At 73.3% G+C, this 19528-nt stretch carries 17 protein-coding genes and 2 pseudogenes; 12 read left to right on the forward strand and 7 right to left on the reverse strand.

What is annotated here, in order from left to right; all coding sequences use genetic code 11:
• Nucleotides 1-10 precede the first annotated feature (10 nt).
• Entirely contained in the window at nucleotides 11-478 is a 468-nt protein-coding gene (locus tag BM242_RS17685; RefSeq protein ID WP_175541455.1) for a hypothetical protein, read from the reverse strand.
• Between the two features lie 74 nt (nucleotides 479-552).
• Between BM242_RS17685 and BM242_RS17690 the strand changes: the two genes are divergently transcribed.
• Complete coding sequence (locus tag BM242_RS17690; protein WP_245834226.1) at nucleotides 553-1269, forward strand: potassium transporter TrkG; 717 nt, start codon at nucleotides 553-555, stop codon at nucleotides 1267-1269.
• A 640-nt stretch (nucleotides 1270-1909) separates the two neighbouring features.
• Complete coding sequence (locus BM242_RS17695; RefSeq protein ID WP_093839823.1) at nucleotides 1910-2914, forward strand: ABC transporter substrate-binding protein; 1005 nt, start codon at nucleotides 1910-1912, stop codon at nucleotides 2912-2914.
• Nucleotides 2915-3003: 89 nt separating this feature from the next.
• Here the strand turns inward: BM242_RS17695 and BM242_RS31195 are convergent.
• The 5 genes and pseudogenes from BM242_RS31195 to BM242_RS17715 form a co-directional block, all read right to left on the reverse strand.
• A pseudogene (locus BM242_RS31195) lies at nucleotides 3004-3410 on the reverse strand (site-specific integrase); the annotation flags it as partial.
• A 177-nt stretch (nucleotides 3411-3587) separates the two neighbouring features.
• Nucleotides 3588-4451 (reverse strand): annotated as a pseudogene (locus BM242_RS17705) (cellulase-like family protein); the annotation flags it as partial.
• A gap of 66 nt (nucleotides 4452-4517) precedes the next feature.
• Complete coding sequence (locus tag BM242_RS30350; protein WP_245834073.1) at nucleotides 4518-4811, reverse strand: ABC transporter permease family protein; 294 nt, start codon at nucleotides 4809-4811, stop codon at nucleotides 4518-4520.
• Nucleotides 4811-4954 (reverse strand): hypothetical protein, encoded by a 144-nt coding sequence (locus BM242_RS29475; RefSeq protein ID WP_175541409.1) that lies wholly within the window; start codon nucleotides 4952-4954, stop codon nucleotides 4811-4813. The genes BM242_RS30350 and BM242_RS29475 overlap by 1 nt, the downstream gene beginning before the upstream one ends.
• Nucleotides 4955-5142: 188 nt before the next feature.
• Complete coding sequence (locus tag BM242_RS17715) at nucleotides 5143-7467, reverse strand: beta-galactosidase (protein WP_245834072.1); 2325 nt, start codon at nucleotides 7465-7467, stop codon at nucleotides 5143-5145.
• 228 nt (nucleotides 7468-7695) lie between these two features.
• On the opposite strand from BM242_RS17715, the gene BM242_RS17720 reads away from it, so the two are divergent.
• From BM242_RS17720 to BM242_RS17750, 8 genes are all read left to right on the forward strand, one after another.
• Complete coding sequence (locus BM242_RS17720; protein WP_093839153.1) at nucleotides 7696-8436, forward strand: FadR/GntR family transcriptional regulator; 741 nt, start codon at nucleotides 7696-7698, stop codon at nucleotides 8434-8436.
• A gap of 195 nt (nucleotides 8437-8631) precedes the next feature.
• Nucleotides 8632-9417, forward strand: a complete 786-nt coding sequence (locus tag BM242_RS17725) for an SDR family NAD(P)-dependent oxidoreductase (protein WP_093839152.1) — start codon at nucleotides 8632-8634, stop codon at nucleotides 9415-9417.
• Nucleotides 9418-9495: 78 nt separating this feature from the next.
• Nucleotides 9496-10641 (forward strand): galactonate dehydratase, encoded by a 1146-nt coding sequence (dgoD, locus tag BM242_RS17730; protein ID WP_093839151.1) that lies wholly within the window; start codon nucleotides 9496-9498, stop codon nucleotides 10639-10641.
• 34 nt (nucleotides 10642-10675) lie between these two features.
• Nucleotides 10676-11344, forward strand: coding sequence for a bifunctional 4-hydroxy-2-oxoglutarate aldolase/2-dehydro-3-deoxy-phosphogluconate aldolase (locus BM242_RS17735; RefSeq protein ID WP_093839150.1), 669 nt, complete (start codon nucleotides 10676-10678; stop codon nucleotides 11342-11344).
• Nucleotides 11341-12324 carry a sugar kinase gene (locus BM242_RS17740; RefSeq protein ID WP_093839149.1) on the forward strand — a complete coding sequence of 328 codons (984 nt, stop codon included), beginning with the start codon at nucleotides 11341-11343 and terminating at the stop codon, nucleotides 12322-12324. The genes BM242_RS17735 and BM242_RS17740 overlap by 4 nt, the downstream gene beginning before the upstream one ends.
• A 116-nt stretch (nucleotides 12325-12440) precedes the next feature.
• Nucleotides 12441-12668: a hypothetical protein gene (locus BM242_RS31040; protein WP_342746964.1), complete on the forward strand. Its 228-nt coding sequence runs from the start codon at nucleotides 12441-12443 to the stop codon at nucleotides 12666-12668.
• Nucleotides 12665-13234 carry an SMP-30/gluconolactonase/LRE family protein gene (locus tag BM242_RS31045; RefSeq protein WP_342746963.1) on the forward strand — a complete coding sequence of 190 codons (570 nt, stop codon included), beginning with the start codon at nucleotides 12665-12667 and terminating at the stop codon, nucleotides 13232-13234. Before BM242_RS31040 ends, BM242_RS31045 begins: the two co-directional genes overlap by 4 nt.
• A 1385-nt stretch (nucleotides 13235-14619) precedes the next feature.
• A complete protein-coding gene (locus BM242_RS17750) occupies nucleotides 14620-15822 on the forward strand; it encodes an IS110 family RNA-guided transposase (protein WP_093839148.1) in 1203 nt (400 codons plus the stop codon).
• A 1554-nt stretch (nucleotides 15823-17376) separates the two neighbouring features.
• On the opposite strand, the gene BM242_RS17755 is transcribed toward BM242_RS17750, so the two are convergent.
• Nucleotides 17377-17985, reverse strand: a complete 609-nt coding sequence (locus BM242_RS17755) for an alpha/beta hydrolase (RefSeq protein WP_245834071.1) — start codon at nucleotides 17983-17985, stop codon at nucleotides 17377-17379.
• Between the two features lie 167 nt (nucleotides 17986-18152).
• Between BM242_RS17755 and BM242_RS17760 the strand changes: the two genes are divergently transcribed.
• Nucleotides 18153-18818, forward strand: coding sequence for a TetR/AcrR family transcriptional regulator (locus tag BM242_RS17760; protein ID WP_245834070.1), 666 nt, complete (start codon nucleotides 18153-18155; stop codon nucleotides 18816-18818).
• 271 nt (nucleotides 18819-19089) lie between these two features.
• Nucleotides 19090-19236: a hypothetical protein gene (locus BM242_RS30355; protein WP_245834069.1), complete on the forward strand. Its 147-nt coding sequence runs from the start codon at nucleotides 19090-19092 to the stop codon at nucleotides 19234-19236.
• The last annotated feature ends 292 nt before the right edge of the window (nucleotides 19237-19528 follow it).

Below are 19528 nucleotides of genomic sequence, written 5' to 3' on the forward strand. Positions count from 1 at the left end.
GGTCCCCCCCTCACACCCGCAGGTCCAGCAGGGTGCCGTAGACCTCCCAGACCGCGAGGACCAGCGGGACGACGGCCACCAGCAGCGTCGTCTCCAGCACATCCAGGGCGCGGACGAGTCGCGGACTGGCGCGGAACCGGCCGGCGGCCAGGGCCACGCCCCCGGCGGCGAGGGCGATGGCCAGCGCGGCCGGCAGCGTCACCCCGAGCAGCGGCGCCGTCTGGCCCGCCCGGTCGGTCACCGTGTACACCGCGGCCCCGGCGGCGGCCGGCAGCGCGGCCCCCAGCGCCGTCGCGACCTGCGCCGACTCCTTGAACAGGCGGGCCCGCAGCAGCATCAGCACGGTCAGCGTGCCGCCCAGCACCCCGGCCCACAGTCCGGCGGCGGCAAAGAGCACCAGCGCCGCCCCGGCGGCGACGAGATGGCTGCCGGCGGTCATGCCGCTCAGCAGACGCCGCGCGGCGTCGATCCGGGCCACCAGCCGCTCGTGGGCGAGCTGGCTCGGCAGACGTTCGAGTTCCTCGGCGGTATCGGCTTCCCCGTGATCATCGGGTGCTGCGGCACCGCGCCCGCCACCGCGCCACCGGCAGCCGCACCTGGTCGCTGCACATCAAGCTCACCGCCACCACCACCGCCGCGCTGCTGGCCGCGGGGACGGCCGCGACGCTGGGACTGGGATGGACCAACCCCGCCACCCTGGGACCGATGGACGTACCCGGCAAGATCCTCAACGCCTTCTTCCACTCCGCCATGGCCCGCACCGCCGGCTTCAACGCCATCGACATCACCGCCCTGGGCCCGGCCACCCTGCTGGCCACCTGCGTGCTGATGTTCATCGGCGGCGGCAGCGCCGGCACCGCCGGCGGCATCAAGGTCACCACCTTCGCCGTCCTGGGCGCCGCGATCCTCGCCGAAGTCCGCGGCGAGCCGGACTCCGGCGCCTTCCACCGCCGCCTGGCCCCCCACGTGCTGCGCCAGGCCCTGACCGTCGCCCTGCTCGGGGTAGGGCTGGTGACACTGGCCACGATCGCGTTGCTGGCCATGGTCCAGGACCGCTTCGAAGTCGTGCTGTTCGAGGCGGTCTCCGCCTTCGGCACCGTGGGCCTGTCCGCCGGCCTCACCCCCGAACTGCCCCCGGCAGGCGAGGTGATCATCATCATGCTGATGTTCGTCGGCCGCCTCGGCCCCATCACCCTGGTCTCCGCCCTCGCCCTGCGCGAACGCACCCGCCGCTTCCACTACCCCGAAGAACGCCCCATCATCGGCTGACCACCACCACCGCCGGCCGCCGCGCATACCCGCCCACCAAGGCCGAGCACCACGAACACCCAGCTCAGACCCGGTGCCGCCGTGCCGGAGGAGTTCGTCGTCCCCGATGACGCCAGCCGGGCTCCGGCCGCGCTGCGACGGCACAGCACGAGGCATCACCGGGGACGATCGCGTATCCACAGCGCCGCACGTCCCCCGCCACGGGCGGGAGCGCGCGCTGCCCGCCAGGGTCCAGCACTCTCCGGCAGCCGGTGAATGCGCTGCACCACCACGCCCGCCGCCGGTGGACGAGCCATGGCACCAATCCGGGGCAAGGCCAGCCCGGAACGCCGCAAATCCCCAGCCACGTGAACATGCTCGGCCGGTACTCCTTCCAGCTCCCCGACCTGTCCGGCGGGCTGCGGCATCTGCGCGACAAGAACGCCCCCGAGGACGAGTAGAGACGGGCCGTCCTCGATCCGGGCGGACCTCTGCGACAGGACAGACGCGGTCCCCTGGGACAAGCTGGAGACGTTCTTCACCGAGGACCTCGCCTGATCATCGAGGGGCCGCCTGGCCCTGGCCTGGCAAGCGACGCCGGGATCGGGCGAGGCCGCCCCGTGTGACGTTCCGCGGACACCTTCGCCCGAGGAGAAGTGTCGTGACCCATGAAGAGACCAGGTCTCTCGCCGAGCTGCATGCCAACGCCCTGGCCGAAGGCGGCACCCTGACGGTCTACGCCGGCGGCGACATCCCGAACCAGCAGGACTACACGGCCGACGGCTTCACACAGGCATTCCCGGACATCGAGATCAACATGATCGTCGACTACAGCAAGTACCACGACGTCCGTATCGACCGGCAGCTGGACGAGGGCCGGCTCGTGCCGGACGTGACGCACCTGCAGACGTCCTTCGACTTCGACCGCTGGAAGGCACTCGGCGTGCTGGAGGCGTACAAGCCGGCCGGCTTCGGGAAGGTCCACGGAATCTTCAAGGACCCCGAGGGGCACTGGTGCGCGATCGGTGTCTTCGCCTTCAGTTACATGCACGGGCCCGGCGGCGGCCCGGCCACCCCGGAGAACCTCGTGGACTCCGAGTGGAAGGGGCAGATCCTGTCCTCCCACCCCGGGGACGACGACGCCACCCTGTTCCTCTACAAGACGTACGCCGACCGGTACGGCTGGGACTGGATCAAGCGCCTGGCCGGTCAGGACATCGCCTTCCACCGCGGCACCAACAGCCCCGGCGAGGCGGCCGACGCCGGCACCAAGCAGATCGGCCTGGCGGGCGCCGAGACGGGCGGAGCAGACACCACGACCTGGGTCACCCCGCAAGGTGACCACCCCTTCCTGGCCTGGGGCCAGCGCGCGGCCATGTTCAAAAGCGCCCGGCACCCCGCGGCCGCCAGGCTCTACCTCAACTGGCTGCTCACCCCCGAATGGCAGGCCACAGGCCAGCACGGCTGGGGCGTCCGCACCGACGTCACCCCCACCGGGCAGGGCATCTGGGACATCCCCAACGCCCACACCCGCGACTTCATCGACTTCATGGCCGACCGCGCCGCGGTCGAACGCTGGCGCCAGACCATGGTTCTGTGTTTCGGCGAAGTCTCCGGGCCGCCCACCCCCGGCTGGCTCGGGCTGTCCCCCACCCGCCACGCCTGAACGACTCCGGCACCCCGCGACCGCTGCGCGAATACGACGAGCGGGCCGCCACGGCGACAGGCGAACCGTCGCCCCGGCCTGCCCCGTAATCAGCGGCGGCTGTAGCCCGGGGCGAGCAGGCTGGTGAGCTCGGCGATGGCCTCGGAGGACGGCTTGAAGTACCGGCGAACGTTCTCCGGCTTCTTATGCCGGACTTCGCCATCAGCATCAGCAGCGACGCGCCCTGTTCGCCGAGGTGGGTCAACGAGGAGTGGCGGTACTCGTGCAGGTCCCAGCCGGTGCCCGGCCCGCGTACGGCGGTGTGCTCGTCCAGCAGGGCTCGGGCCTGGCCGTACGACAGCCGGGCGAGCCCGCGCCTGGGCCGCCGCCCTGCGCACCGAAGCTGCCCTGCGCGCCGCTCTCCCGCCCCCGGTGGCCGCTGCCGAGGAAACCGCCCGCACCGCCCGGCATCCCACCCAAGGGAGGCTGGCGGGAACGGCGCCCACGGCTGTGCCCGGCCGGCCCCGCCCCGGACCCGCCCGGGCCCGCTGACCACCCCCGGGGGCCGGGTTCCGCGCGGGCCTGCCGCCCGCTCCCTGGTCCGGGCCCGCCGGCGGCGACGCTGCGGCGCCGCTTACGCGGGGGCGGGGGTATGCAGGGCGTGGGCGACGTTGCGGGCCCTCTGCGCGAGGTAGGGCGGCAGCCATTCCTCCAGCCGGGGCGCGCCGGGGCGCAGCAGTTCCCGCTCGGCCCGGTCCTGCGGGAACGGCCGGGAGGGGTCGCGCAGCGCGTAGGTGTCGAGGAGTTCGTCGAGCACGCCGTAGACGTACGGGTGGAAGACCGCGACGTCGACGTTGCGGGGGACGCCGCGCAGGGAACCGACGGGGACCTCGGCGTAGTTGACGGTCACGGGGCGGTCGGGGTGGCGCTGGCGGAACCGGGCCAGCCCGCGCTCCAGACGGGGACGGAGCGCCACGACAGGGTCCTCGTCGGCGGCCAGGCCCTCGGTCAGGCGGCCGGCCTGGACCTCGTTGTGCAGTTCGGTGAAGGCGACCCGGTCGTCCAGCCCGCCGTGGCGGGCGAGGAAGTCGATCAGGTCGGCGAGGGCGTCGGCGAGGGCCTCCGCCCGGCGCTCGGGCTCGATGGCCGTGATCGCGTCGAACCAGGAGCGGTCGGCGGCGAAGGACGGTGACTGCTGGTACTCCCAGCTGGAGAGGATGACGAAGCAGTCGTGCCGGCGGGCCGCCTCGAACAGGGCGAGCAGATGCGCGCGGGCGTCGATCTCCGTCGTGCCGCGCACGTCGTACCAGCGGACCCGCTGACCGTAGTCGCCGCCCAGCGGGCCGAGGCGCAGCCGGGTGGTGTCGACGCCGGTGCCGGACAGCAGCAGGGGCATGGCGCAGATCCGGACGGTGTTGTACCCGCGTTCCACGGCCTCGGCGAAGGCCCGGTCGAGGTCGGCGAAGGGCTCCCCGGGACCGGTGCGGGTGTACCAGGAGAAGTCCCACAGGGAGATGGTGAGGGCGGAGGGAAGGTGGGCGGGCAGCGGCGTGGGCATGGACGAGGATGCCTTCCGTGGTTCCGTGCGGAGATAGGGTGAGGAAGGGAAGCGCAGGGGAGCCGCTCAGCTCTTGGCCGCGCCGGCGGTCAGCCCTTCGACGAGCTGCTTGCGCAGCAGGAAGAGGACGGGCAGGCTCGGGACGGCCGCGAGGACGGTCCCGGCGAGCACCAGGTCGTACTGGCGGCCGGCCGTCCCGGAGAGGGCGTGGAGGCCGAGCGGCAGGGTGTAGTCACCGGGTGAGCTGACCCACGGTATCCCGTCCACGGTGCAGGGGGCGAGCCTGAGGAGACCGTCACCGAGCGGGCGGGCGGTCTCGGAGAGGTCGACGAAGAGGTTCTCGGCGGTGCCGTACCCCATCACCCGGGGGTACTGGTCGATGACGGTGCCCGCGAGGTCGGGGTGTTCTCCTCGGCGATCGCCTGCGCCGTCATCCGGGTGACGATGTCGGCCGGGGCGGCGCTGGTGATCCGCATCCGGTAGTCGAAGCGGGATCCCCGCACCGGCGTCCGGTCGCGACCGCCTTCTCGTACGTGGTGGCGTATCCGGGATCGTGCGTCCACAGGGAGACGTCCGCCGGCCCGGACGCGACGGGTGCCGCCGGGGACGTCGCGCACGCCGACAGGGCGCCGGGCGGCCATTCCGAGGCCCAGTCCAGCCGCACCGCGCGGCAAGGGCCCTGCGGCCGGGGTCAGTCATGGCCGGCTCCGTCCGCGGCGCGCACGGTGGCCCGGTGCACGTGGACCAGGCTCACCCGGTCCACGCAGGCCCTCTCCCGGGCCGCCGCGAGACCGTCGCGCACGGAGGCGTCGACGTACACCTCGCTGTCCTCGGCCAGCGGCAGGACGCGGATCTCGACACCGTGCCCGGCGGCCTCCTCGGCGAACCGGCGCAGGCCGATCTCCCAGTCCGGGCCGTACCAGAAGTGGTCGGCGACCAGCCGGCCGCCGATGTACGCGCGGGCCACGTCGCCGGTGTACGCCACCCGCAGCAGCACCTCGCCCCGACCGGCGAACGCCTCGCGGGGCACGGAGACGTGGTACACGACCGCCGAGTCGAAGTCCTCGTCGCGCGGGGCCGACGCCCGGTCGTGGGAACCGCCCGTCCGCGCGGGCGGGACGGTGGCTTCGGCGCGCACGCAGGTGACCGTGGGTTCCGCCGCGTCGCCGGGGAGGGCGAGCGGCCACCGGGTGAAGGCGCCGTCGGCGGCCGGAGCGCCCAGACCGGTGCCGGTGAGCGAGTCCGGCGCGGGCAGGAAGGCGAGGGACGTGGTGGACGCGGTGGTGTGCAGACGGAGTTCGTCGCCGTCGGCCAGGACGAGAGCCTCGCTGAGGACCAGGCGGTCCTCCCCCTGGACGTGGACCCGGTTGACGGTGAGGGCCTGGTGCTCGTCCACGACGAGTACGCGCACGCGGCCGGCGGGTCCGTGGATCGTGAGCAGGGCGTCCGTGCCCGGCTGCGGCACGGACACCAGGGTGCCGTCCGCGTCCGCCCGCACCTTTGCGGGACCCGCCACCCGCAGGCCCGCGGGCAGGGAGAGCGTCACGGGAACGCCGGCGGTGGCGGCCAGCACTGCCGTGGGGACGCCGTCCACCGGGAGCCGGGTCACGGGCTGGGCGGTGGCCCAGTCCAGGACGATCCCGTGGCCGAGGTCGTGGCCGATCGGCCAGACGAAGTGGGCGCCCGACGGGAGGGTCACCGGCCGGTCGGGCAGGGTGACCGTGCGCCCGTCGTCCAGCCGCACCCGGAAGCGGGCGTCGTCGTGGCGGGGCAGGGGCTCGTGCGGCTGGTGGTTGTTGACGAACAGGAAGCCGCGCCGGCCGTCGGAGCGGACCGTCCAGCGCAGGGTGGTGCGGTCGTCCAGTCCGTCGGGCCCGGCCTCGGGCGGCGCCGGTTCCATCCGGGCCAGGTCGGCCCCGCAGTCCCGTAGGAACAGGTGGTGCAGGCGCAGGGCGTGGAAGGAGGGGCGCACCTGCCCGTACTCGCCGAGGGGGGCCTGGAAGTCGTAGGTGACCGCCGGGAGGTCGTTGGGGTAGCCGGTGTCGTGCGACTCCTGGTTGGGCCGCTCGTGGTCCAGGCGCTGGGAGGAGCCGTGGTACAGGTAGTAGCCCTGCCACACCGAGCCGCTGCCGAGCTTGGCCAGCGCCAGCGAGGTGATGTCGGCGGCCGGCACCAGGGGCCTGCGGTGGTAGGCGATGGCCATGCCGCCGCCCAGCTCGCAGGTGGCGTAGGGGTAGCGGCGGTCGTCCGGCCCCGTGCCGGCGGGGGCGTGGGACCTGAGGTCGGCGCCGATGGCGTGGTCGTCGCGGATGGGCGTGAAGAAGTAGTGGCGGCGCGTGTGCCGGGCCCAGCCCTTGTGCGCGTCCTCCCAGAACGCCTCCGGGTAGCCGCCGTACAGCGGCAGCAGGACATCGGCGGGGAGGTCGGCCGCGCCCCAGGCGGTGGCGGTCCACAGCGGCGCCCGCAGGCCCGCCTCCTCGGCCGTGCGCCGCAGCGTCGCCAGGTGGGCGGGCTGGTCGTACAGCTCGTTCTCCACCTGCACGGCGACGATCGGGCCGCCCTCGTCGTGGGAGAGCCCTCGCAGTTCCCGCGCGATGCGGGTGTAGTAGGGGCGGACCAGGTCCAGGTAGGCGGGATCGTCGGTGCGCGGTGTGCAGCCGGTGTCCGCCAGCCAGCCGGGGAATCCGCCGTTGCGGCATTCCCCGTGCGCCCAGGGGCCGATCCGCACCACCACGGCCAGTCCCAGTTCCCCGCAGAGTCCGACGAAGCGGCGGACGTCGAGCCCGCCGTCGAACCGCAGGACGCCGCGGTGCTCCTCGTGCTGGTTCCAGAACAGGTAGGTGGCCACGGTGTCGACACCGCCGGCGCGCATCTTCAGCAGCTCCTCGCGCCACTCGGCGGCCGGGTAGCGGCTGAAGTGGAACTCTCCGGTGACCGGTATCCAGGGATCGCCGTCCCGTTGGACGCATCGGCTGTCCACCGACACGGCCCGCGGCGTCCCGGGCGCGCTTCCCATGGGGAGGTGTCCCGTGAGCGGCGGGGACGGTGTGCGGACGTGGGACAAAAGCATGACAGGCGGCTCCCGTGCCAGTGGCTCCTCGAAGTGGGGTTCATCCTCAGTGCCGTTCACAGGGCTGTCAAGATGTATTCATAATTAACGACCAGCGCTATCATGGGCCGCGTTCGCGCCTGCGGCGCCCACCCCGCGCGCCCGAGGCGTGCCCGACCTCAAGGAGATGGCGGCATGGCGGCCTACAGCACCCGGGGCGTGCACGGACAGGTGGTCCAGTCGCTCGGAGCGCGCATCGTGGGCGGCGCCGTGCCCGAGGGGGCGACACTGGACGTGCGGGCGCTGGGGGAGGAGCTCGACGTCAGCCTGACCGTCATGCGCGAGTCGCTGAAGGTGCTGGCCGGCAAGGGGCTCGTCGACGCGCGGCAGAAGCGGGGCACGTTCGTCAGGGGGCGCAAGCACTGGAACCTGCTCGACGCGGATGTCATCCGCTGGCGTGTCGAGGGGGGTGCCGGTGAGGAACTGATGCGTGACCTCGCCGACGTCCGCTCCATCATCGAGCCCGCGGCCGCCCTCCGTGCCGCCCTGCACCGGACGGACGCCGACCTCGGGGCCCTGGAGGCGGCGCTTGACCTCATGGGGCGGGCCCGGGCGGACTCGGCCGTCGCCGCCGAGGCCGACGCGGCCTTCCACCGCGCGCTCCTGGCGGCCACCGGCAACGAGATGCTGGCCCGCATGGACATGCTGCTCGAGCCGGGCCTGCGGGAGCGCGACCGCCTCGTCCACGCCCACGCCTCCGTCGGTGACCCCGTGCCGAGCCACCGTGCCGTCCTCGACGCCGTGCGCGACCGCGACCCGGCCCGGGCCGAACTCGCCATGCTCGGCCTGCTGGCGAAGGCGGTCGAGGACCTGGATCACGTCACCGGGCGGACGGCCGACCCCGCGGACCGCGAGTCCCCCCACGGGGCCCGCTGACGCGGCGGCGGGGGCGGGGTGTCGCCGGACGGTCGCCGTGGCCGGGCGGCCTGCCCTTTGTGAACGGTACCTCAGGCGGGCACCTTGACCCGACTCGATCATTCATAAATTCATATTTAAGACTCTCGTGGGGTGGTCATGCTCGCCGACCGCCCCGGACCCGACCCGTCCGCACCGCAGCCCTCGGAGCCGCCCATGCCGTCCACGTATCCGCAGCCCTCCGGAACAGCGCCCCGCTTCGACGGACGCGTCGCCGTGGTCACGGGAGCAGCTGGGGGGATCGGCGCCGCGATCGCCCGGCGGCTCGCGGCCGAGGGAGCCCGCGTCCTCGTCGCCGACATCGACACCGCGGAAGGGGAACGCACAGCCCGCGCCATCCGGGACGCCGGCCACCAGGCCCTGTTCCACCCGACCGACGTGAGCGACGAGGAGTCCTGGGCCGCGGCGCTGGAGACCGTGCGCGGCGCCTACGGACCCGTCTCGGCCCTCGTCTCCAACGCCTACGCCGTGCGCGTCGCCCCCGCCCACGACACGACGCTCGACCAGTGGAACCAGCAGCTCGGTGTCACGCTCACCGGCGCCTTCCTCGGCTTCCGGGCCTGCCTGGACGACCTGCGCGCCACCCGCGGCTGCGCCGTCCTCATCTCCTCGGTGCACGCGCTGGCCGGACTGCCCGGCCGCCCCGCCTACGCCTCGGCCAAGGCCGGACTCACCGGTCTGGCACGCCAGTTGGCGGTGGAGTACGGGCCCGGCGTACGGGTCAATGCCCTGCTGCCCGGACCCGTGCTCACCCGAGCCTGGGACGGCATCGGCGCGGAGGACCGGCGGCGCAGCGCGGAGCAGACCGTGGCCGGACGGCTCGGCAGTCCCGAGGAGGTGGCCGGGGCCACCGCCTTCCTGCTGAGCGACGACGCCTCCTTCGTCACCGGCGCCTCGCTGGTCGTCGACGGCGGCTGGAGCGCCTACAAGACCTCGTCCTGAACCGTGCCCGCCCCGCGGGGGACGCCCGTGCCCGGCACCCCGGCCGGCCGGCGGTACCCGGCCGCACCAAGGAGAAGCATGAAGATCACCCGTGTCGAGACCTTCGCCGTGCCGCCTCGCTGGCTGCTGTGCCGCGTCGAGACGGACGACGGCGTCATCGGCTGGGGGGAGCCGGTGGTCGAGGGCCGCGCCGCCACTGTCCGCACCGCCGTGCGCGAACTGTCCGAACTCCTCGTCGGGCGGGACCCGCTGCGGATCGAGGACCATTGGCAGACCATGACCAAGGGGTCGTTCTACCGTGGCGGCCCGGTCCTCTCCAGCGCGGTCGCCGGACTGGACCAGGCGCTCTGGGACATCGCGGGCAAGGTCTACGGCGCGCCGGTGCACCACATGCTCGGCGGCCCGGTGCGCGACCGCGTACGGGCCTACACCTGGGTCGGCGGGGACGAGCCCGCCCAGATCGCCGAGGCGGTGCGGGAGCAGGTGGAGGCCGGTTTCACCGCGGTGAAGATGAACGCCTCCGGGCGGATGAACCGGCTGGCGACCGCCCGGGACATCGACGAGGTCGTCTCCCGGGCGGCCGCCGCCCGCGAGGCACTCGGTGACGACAAGGACTTCGCCGTCGACTTCCACGGCCGGTTCACGGTCGCCAACGCGGCCAAGGTGCTCCCGCATCTCGCCCCGTACAACCCGCTGTTCGTCGAGGAACCCGTACTCCCCGAGTACACCCACCGGCTGCGCGACCTGGTCGGGGTGTCCCCGGTGCCGCTGGCCACCGGGGAGCGCCTCTACTCGCGCACCGACGTGCTGCCCGCCCTCACCGCCGGGGTGGCGGTCCTCCAGCCCGACCTCTCCCACGCCGGCGGCATCTCCGAGGTCCGCCGGATCGCCGCGCTCGCCGAGACCTTCGACGTGCTCCTCGCGCCGCACTGCCCGCTGGGCCCCGTCTCGCTCGCCGCCAGCCTGCAAGTCGCCCTCAGCACACCGAACTTCCTCATCCAGGAGCAGAGCATAGGCATCCATTACAACGTGGGCGCCGGTCCGCTGGACTACCTGGTCGACACCACGCCGCTGCGCTTCCACGACGGCCACCTGCTGCGGACCTCGGCCCCGGGCCTCGGCGTCGAGGTGGACGAGAAAGCGGTCCGCGCCGCCGACGACACCGTCGCCCACTGGCATAACCCCGTCTGGCGGCACACCGACGGCTCCTTCGCCGAATGGTGACACCCGCCCGCCCCCGACCCTCCCGGACGTGAACATGAAACCCCCGCACACCGTGCACGCCGACACCTTCCCCGCCGTGCTCCGGCGCACCCGGCTGGCCGCCATCGTGCGCGGCCCGGACGCCGACGCCGCGCTGCGCACGGTCATGACCCTGCTGGACGAGGGCGTGGCCCTCGTCGAGGTCTCCCTCAACACCGCCGACGCCCTCGGCGTCATCCGCCGCGCCGTCGCCGAGGCGGGCCCCTCGGCCCTCGTTGGGGCGGGCACCGTGCTCACCGAGGACGACGTCGCCCGCGCCCGGGAGGCGGGCGCGAGCTGGATCGTGACCCCCGCGCTCACCGAGTCCGTGGCGGCCTCCGTCCGCGTCGGACTGCCGGTCCTGGCCGGCGCCCTCACCCCGACCGAGGCCGTCGCCGCCCGCGGGGCCGGGGCCGACGCCGTCAAGCTCTTCCCCGCATCAGTCGGCGGATCCGCCTACCTGAAGGCGCTGCGCGACCCCTTCCCCGACCTGCCCTTCGTGCCGGTCGGCGGCGTCGACCTCACCGGCGCCGAACAGTACCTTTCACATGGCGCGGTCGCGGTCGGCGTCGGCTCGCCCCTGGTGGGCGACGCCGCGCACGGCGGCGACCTGGACGGCCTGCGTGCCCGCGCCCGCCGCTTCGTCGCGCTCTGCGCCCACGACCCACTGCGGGAGGAGGCGTGACCGCCGCCCCGGGGACCGCGCCCGTCGACGTGCTCACGTTCGGCGAGACCATGCTCACCGTACAACTGCCCGGCCCGCTGGCCGTCGGTGCCGACGCCCGCACCACCGTCGCCGGCGCCGAGTCCAACGTGGCCATCGGCCTGGCCCGGCTGGGCCACCGGGCCGCCTGGGCGGGCCTGGTCGGCGACGACGAGCCCGGCCGCCTGATCCTGCGCACGCTGCGCGGCGAGAACGTCGGCACCGCCCGTGCCGGCGTCCGCCCCGAGGCGCCCACCGGCGGCATGCTCCGCGAGCGGCGCGTCGCCGACCTGGTGCGCGTCCACTACTGGCGCAGCCACTCGGCCGCCTCGCTGCTCACCCCCGCCGCCCTCGCGCCCGCCCTCGACGACGGCGCCCGCGTCCTGCACCTGACCGGCATCACCTGCGCCCTCGGCCCCGGCCCGCTGGAGGCGGCGCATGAGGCCGCCGCCCACGCGCACGCCCACGGCTGGACCGTCGCCCTGGACGTCAACCACCGCCAGCGGCTCTGGACCGCCGAGGACGCGGGCAAGGCCCTGCTCCCGCTGCTGGAGCACGTCACCGTCCTGATCGCCTCGGACGACGAACTGCCTGTGGTGACCCACGCCTTCGCCGAACGGCCCGAGGGGGAGGAACGGGCCGTCGCCGCGCTGCTGGACGCCGGAATGCGCGAGGTGGTCGTCAAACGCGGAGAAGAGGGAGCCGCCCTCCACAACCGGAACGGCTCCCGGCACACGGTCCCGGCTCTACGGGTGCCCGTACGGGACACAGTGGGGGCGGGCGACGCGTTCTGCGCCGGATACCTCTCCGGCCTGCTCGACGGACTCCCGCCGGCCGCACGCCTCACCCGCGCCAACACGCTCGGGGCCTTCGCCGTCGCCTCGGACGGCGACTGGGAGGGGCTGCCCCGCCGCGACGAACTGGAGCTGCTCGCCGCCGCCCCGGGAACCACGATCCGCTGACCGTCCGCCCACGACCCCTCGGAGCGCCTCACCATGACCGCCCTGACGCCCCTGACCCTGCCGGACCGCCTGGACTCGGCGAGGGCGTCCGCTGGACCGACGGCGGACTCGTCTGCGTGGACATCCCCCCGGGCCGTCTCCTGACACCGGACGAGGACGGCACCGCCCCGCTGCGGACCCCCGCCCGGCTGGACGTCCCCCCCCTGGGCGCGGTCGTCCCGGTCGCCGACCGGCCCGGCACCTGGATCGCGGCTGCTGGCACCGGCGTCTGCCTGCTGGACCCGGGCACGGACCCCGAGTGGCTGGCCGTCCCCGAGCGGGACGCGCCGACCCCATGCGGATGAACGACGGATGCGCCGACCCGCACGGCCGATTCTGGGCCGACAGCATGGCCTACGACGGGACACCGGACGCGGGCTCCCTGTACCGGGGACCGGCCTGGAGTGGCGCGGTCACCCGGGTCTTCGAGGGCATCACGATCCCGAACGGTCCCGCGTTCGACCGCGACGGCACCACGATGTACCCGGCGGACAGCGCCCGCGGACCCGCACGGCCCCATTCCGCGGACCCGCGCGACGGCGGCCTCGGCGCGGGCGAGGAGTCCGTACGGGTCGACGACGGCAGCCCCGACGGCATGACCGTGGACGCCGAGGGCGCCCTGTGGACGGCGGTCTGGGGCGCCGGCGAGGTCCGCCGCTACCTGCCCGACGGCACACTGGGGACCGTACTGCGCCTGCCGGAGACCCAGCCCGCGGGGATCTGCCTGGGCGGCGACGACGGAAGCACCCTCTACGTCACCACGGCCCGGGTGGGGCTCCCCGAGCCCGGCCCGTTGGACGGAGCCGTGTTCCGGGCCAGGGTGGAGGTGCCCGGCCTGCCGACGGCCGCCTACCGCTCCACGGAGGCCTGACCGCCGTGCACACGTATGTGCCCGGCACCATGGGACCGCCCCATGATGCCGGGCACAGGTGCGGGGCAACGGGTCAGCCGATCATGGCCACCGATCCGAGCACGTCCACCTCACAGCACACCTCCAGGCGCACGGCACCCGGTCCGGCCGGCTCCCGCGTCCAGTACCAGGGGAGCGCCCGCCCCGCACGTGCCGAGCGGCTGCCGCCGGAGCACCCGGCCGGCCGTGTCCCGCAGCAGCAGGACCGCGGAGCCGCCGCCCGACGGCACGCACCCGCCGGCCACCTTCCCCCGGCGTACGTGAGCGGCTCGCTCCACCAGGCGTGTACGCCGACCGCGGTCACCCCACCGAGACGGGGGCCCAGCGTCATCGTGCCGTCGAGGTGTGCCGAGTCCCGGGAGCCAGTTCCCGGTACGGGCCGAGGGCCTTGCACTCCGGTCTCCACCTCCCGCACATGCCGCTCCCGGGCCAGCGCCCGCTCCCGCACCGAAGCCGGCAGCGACTCCAGCAACCCCAGCGGCGGCATCCGCGCCACCTCGGGCGCGCCCATCACCTCGAACCCCGGAGCCGGCGAACAACAGCGACAGCAACATCGCCATCACCGCACCGTCCTCGTCGACCAGCCGTACCTGCCCACTGGTCAGCGCCGCCACCGTCCAGATCCGGCCCTCGGACCGCACTGGCATCCCAGCTCGACCACCGGCCCCCTCGCCCTGCCCGGCCTCACCACGAAGCCTCCGCCCACACCGGCATCCGCTCTTGCACCGGCGCGCCCAGACCGGCCGCCAGCCCGCCTGCCCACAGCGCATGGAACACCGTCGGCAGCCCCACCAGCGGATCCCCGACCCGCCCGGGCCGCCGACGCCCACGAAGCCGCCGCCGAGGGCCTCCTCACCCCGCTGCGCGCCGAACTCCACCTGCCCGCACACCTGGACCCGCCCCGCGCCGCGCAGGCCGCCAGGGCCGCACTGCCCGCCCTGCATACCGCCGACACCGACAGCTGCACCAACGCGGCCCGCCGCCTGCGCCGCCGGGCCCGCGACCACCACACCCAGGCCGGCCCCGCCCGCGCCCGGGCCGCCGCACTGCGCACCGAGGCCGCCCTGCGCACCGCCCTCCCGCCGTTATGTTTTCCGAGGTCCTGCAAGAGGACCGCTGGCCTCCGGGCCCGGCATGACTGTTCCCCCCTGTCGAACGGATGACCTGGGGGGTGGTGTCACCGGGCCCGAGAGGCGCCGTTGGAGACGCTGATGAGAGGTCCGACTACCGCCTGGCCCGGCGCAATGCCCGGCCGCTTGCGGGCGGCAGGTCTGCATAACGTGGATGCGCGCATACGACGCCAACGCCCTGGCCAGCACCGCACGAACCCCGTTCGGGAGGATGGGTTGGACCACATCGACGACGTGGGGGTCTTCCTTGGCCTGGACGTCGGCAAGAGCGCCCATCATGGGCACGGACTCACCCCGGCCGGCAAGAAGGTCTTCGACAGACAGCTGCCCAACAGCGAGCCGAAGCTGCGGGCGGTCTTCGACAAGCTGGCCGCGAAGTTCGGCACCGTGCTGGTGATCGTGGACCAGCCCGCCTCCATCGGAGCCCTCCCTCTGACGGTCGCCCGGGACGTCGGCTGCAAGGTCGCCTACCTGCCCGGCTTGTCCATGCGGCGGATCGCCGATCTCTACCCGGGCGAGGCGAAGACCGACGCGAAGGACGCGGCCGTGATCGCGGATGCCGCACGGACGATGCCGCACACCCTGCGCTCGTTGGAGGTGACCGACGAGATCACCGCCGAGCTGACCGTGCTGGTGGGCTTCGACCAGGACCTCGCGGCCGAGGCGACCCGCACCTCCAACCGGATACGCGGCCTGCTCACCCAGTTTCACCCCAGCCTGGAGCGTGTCCTTGGCCCGCGCCTGGACCACCCTGCGGTGACCTGGCTGCTGGAACGCCACGGCTCCCCGGCCGGCTTGAGAAAGGCCGGACGTCGCAGGCTGGTCGAGGTGATCCGGCCCAAGGCCCCGCGCATGGCCGCCCGGCTGATCGACGAGGTCTTCGACGCCCTCGACGAGCAGACCGTCGTGGTCCCGGGCACCGGCACCCTCGACGTGGTGATCCCGTCTCTGGCCCGTTCACTCGCGGCCGTCCACGAACAGCGACGAGCCCTGGAAACACAGATCGGACAGCTGCTGGAGGCTCACCCTCTTTCCAAGGTCCTGACGTCGCTGCCCGGCGTCGGCGTCAGGACCGCCGCCGCTTTGCTGGTCACCGTCGGCGACGCAACCAGCTTCCCCACCGCCGCCCACCTGGCCTCCTACGCCGGCCTGGCCCCGACGACCAAGTCGTCGGGGACCTCGATCCACGGCGAACACGCGCCCAGAGGCGGCAACCGGCAGCTCAAACGGGCAATGTTCCTGTCCGCATTCGCTGCACTGCACGATCCCGCCTCCCGCACCTACTACGACCGATGCCGCTCCCGCGGCAAGACCCACACCCAGGCCCTCCTCCGCCTGGCCCGCCAGCGGATCAACGTGCTGTTCGCGATGCTCCGCGACGGCAACTTCTACGAACCCCGAGGCCCACGCCCCGCTTGACGAAAGACATAGAGGCACCCCCCCGTGGCCGCTGCCGAGGAAGCCGCCCGCACTGCCGGGCAGTCGCCCGCCCGGCCGGCGGGAACAGCGGCCCCGGCTGTGCCCGGCCCGCCCCGCCCCGGCCCCGCACGGACCCGCTGACCACCCCCGACCCCGCCTCCCCGGTGGAGACGGCTGAAGGGGCCAACGGCCCGGCCCGGCTGCGCGCCCCGCCCCGGCTGGCACCCCGGCCCGGCCCGCTGCCACCTTGACCCCCGGGCTTCCGGGGGGGGGCGGGAGACGGCCGTCTCCCGGGAGGCGCACAACCGCTCCGAACCGCTTTGCAGATCCACCTGGGAACAGACTGCGGATTCCCGGCGCGGACAACGAGCCCACAGCAACCCCGAGAAGGCCCCTGAAAGTGGCTGTGAGCCACGCAGGGGGACGGTACGTATCCCCGCACATGGCGGATCGCGAAACGAAACAGATCTCCGCCGGGATTGTTCCCCGGAAAAGCTGCCGGTATTTGAGATCAGGATCTAAACTCTCGCGAGTACACGGTTTGTGCGCCGCCTGTAGCGGGCATAACGCGCGGGGCGTGTACGGACGAAGAAGGGCCGCCCCTCCGAAGAGAAGCGGCCCTGGTGCGGTGACCGCCGTGGGGGCCCCTACAGGGGCGGCTGGCGGAACAGGTCGAGGAGCAGTCGGCCTGCGTTCGCGAGGAACGATCCCGCCACCAGCAAGAGCCTGAGCCGGCTCCTGCGGCGGTCATCACGAGGCGCCGGATCGCCGTCCATGTGTTCGCCTCCTTCTCTTCCGGTCCGATACAGACGGTGCGACCGGTCAAGGACACGTAACAGGCGGCGAAAGTCACCGAAGTGACCATACGTCTTCCCCGGTCGGCCGCGCAGGAAATCCGTTATCCCGATTCCGGCGGGATAACGCCCCGCCGTGCGGAGACGTCTTGTCGGCGAGCGTTTGATGTGATCAGGCAGGGCTCGGGTGACCTGGGCTGATCAGTTCGTGCGGGGCGGCGACGGGGCCGCTCTGCGGCGGGGGAGTGTGGACGCCATCCCGTGGTCAGAGGTTCGTGATCTGCGGCTTTGTCAGATACAGGGAGCGTTGACCAGGACTGACCAGGTCTTGTGTGCGGTGGTCGGGGCTGCTGCGCGCTGCTATGCCGCCGCTGCTGCGCGCCGGGAGGTTGCGGGTGGGTGAAGCGGCTTACCCGCGGCACCGGTTGGGGGTGAGGATGGGTGCCATGGGGTCGGGGGCGCGTACGGCGGGGGTGGCGTATCAGTTCCGGCACCGGGAGTTGCAGGACTATCTGGCGCGCACCGCTGCTGCTTCGCCGTCGGGACCGCCGGTCACAGGGTGAGCGCCGGCGTGGTGCGTGGCCGGGGCCGGGCTGTGCGAGGTGCCGCCCCGGCTCCCGTCTCCCCGCCTTCAGCGCGGCACCGGCTCCGCGAATGCCGGGAGCCCCGCACCCAGACGGCCGGGACTCCCGGGTACAGCCGGGGCTGCGCACTCAGAAGCTGCTTGCGAGTGCGCAGCCGGGGTTGTGCGCGGTCGGCGTCACAGGCTGAGCAGCACGTCGCGGACTGCGGCGGGCCGGGACAGGAACGGGTGGTGGCCGGTGTCGAGCTCGACGGTGGTGCCGGCCCGGCGGGCGAACCTGCGCTGGAGGTGCGGCGCGGTGCCGCGGTCCTGGGCGCAGACGAGATACGTCGAGGGCACCTGCTGCCACGCGGCGGCCTTGACCGGCTGCCCGGTCACCTGCACACTCTGCCGGGCGAGGTGGTGCGCCGCCTGTTCCTGGACCTCGGGGTCGCAGTCGTGCAGGAACGTATCCGCGAGCAGTTCGGGGCGGACCGCGAAGGTGCCGGTGCCGGGATCGGTGTCGAGGAACGGAGCGGGGCCGCCGTCTGCGAATTCCGACAGGCTCTGACCGGGCTCGGGCAGATAGCTGGAGATCAGCAGCAGGTGGCGTACCGCCGCGATTCCCGCGGCGGCTTCCGCGATGACGATCCCGCCGTAGCTGTGGGCGACCACGACGGTCGGCTCGTCGCCGCCCTGCAGCACCTGCCGTACCGCGGCGACGTCGTCGGACAGGCCCGGGCCGCCGGCACCGCCGGGCACGCCCGTCTCGCCGCAGCTCGGAAGCGCCGGTGCCAGGCTCGGCACCCCCCCCGCTCCCGCAGCAGCCCGGCGGTGCGGTGCCACCACCACGCCCCGTCCCGTACGCACGCCCCGTGCACGAACACAACCCTCACCGCTGCCTCCAGGTCTGCCTCGGCCGTCCTTCCGACAACGGTAGACGTAGCTGCCGTTACGTGAAAAAGTCGCCCCCCATGGGCAGACGACCGCAACCGCACATCAAGGAGAAGCTGCTCGACGCCTGCACCGACCACGCCCTGGCGCACGGTCTCCCCGACCGGCTCGAGCCGCTGGCCACCGCCACCGGCACCTCGGCCCGCATGCTGATCTATCATTTCGGCACCCGTGACGCCCTGCTGCGGGCCGTCCTCGGGCGCGCACGGCAACGCCAGCTCGACACGTTCGAAGACCTCCTGCGGACACGGCCCGGCGAGCCCTACACGGCCACCCTGGACCGCGCCTGGACCTTCATCACCGGCCCCGACGGGCGGCCGTACCTGCGCATGTTCGGTCAGCTGCGCGAGAGTGCGGAACAGCAGCTGTGGCCCGGCTTCCGGCGTGCCGCGACGACCGACTGGCTCGGGCCGCTCGGGAACGGCCTGCGCAGCATCGGCCGGCCGGATCTCGCCACGCTCGTCCTCGCCGTGATCCGCGGACTCCTGATGGATCTCGACGCCACTGGCGACGCCACCCGCACCGACCGGGCCTTCCGGGATTTCCTCGGCGCACTCGAGAACCTGTCCGGTGACCTCCGCCCAACCGCCCGCCGCGCCCGGGAGGCCGGTGCCCGTGTCGAGACCTTGCCGATGCGGGCCGGGGCGGCGCCTGCACCTGCACCGGCGAAGGAGCCGCCGCTGTGAAGAACCGACGAAGGGCTGACGAAGGAGTGCACGTGATCTCTGTCCGTGAGGTCGGGATTCTGGCCGGCAGTGCACATGCCGGGCAGACCGACAAGACCGGAGTGCCGTACACCGAACATGTCCGGGCAGTGGCCCGCCGGGCTCGGCCCGTTCGGTGATGAACTCATCATGGCGGGCCTGTTGCACGACGTCTTGGGAGACACCGACTGGACCGCCGGGCGTCTGCGGGAAGCGGGCGTGCCGGCCCAGGGCCGTCGAGATTGTCGAGGCGGTGACCAACCAGGCGAGCGGGAGCGCCTCGCGGCAAAGTACCGCTGCGCGCGCCCAGCTGTGGCCGGCCGCGGACCGGAACGACGTCGAGGCCATCGTCCGCATCGTCAACCCGTCGCTGCTCGCCGAACTGGACGCCCGCTGCTGATCGCACCTTCCTACAGGGCAAGGGCGATGGCGGGGCGCCTTCGCATCCGGGGTTCCGGCGGGCTGTGCGAGGTGCCGCCCCGGCTCCCGTCTCCCCGTCTTCAGGGCGGCACCGTCCCGCGAACGCCGGGAGCCCCGGACCGCTCAGTCCCGGGCCCAGGGGGCAGCGCCGACCGGGTGGGTGGGGATTATTCCCAGTGGATGCCGAGTTCGTTGAGTTGTGCGGCGCGCTGCGGGGTGAGCGTCCCCCGCCTGCTCTTGACGTTGGAGATCCACACACCGAGTTTCACGGG

Source organism: Streptomyces aidingensis, assembly GCF_900112355.1.
GTDB lineage: Bacteria > Actinomycetota > Actinomycetes > Streptomycetales > Streptomycetaceae > Streptomyces > Streptomyces aidingensis.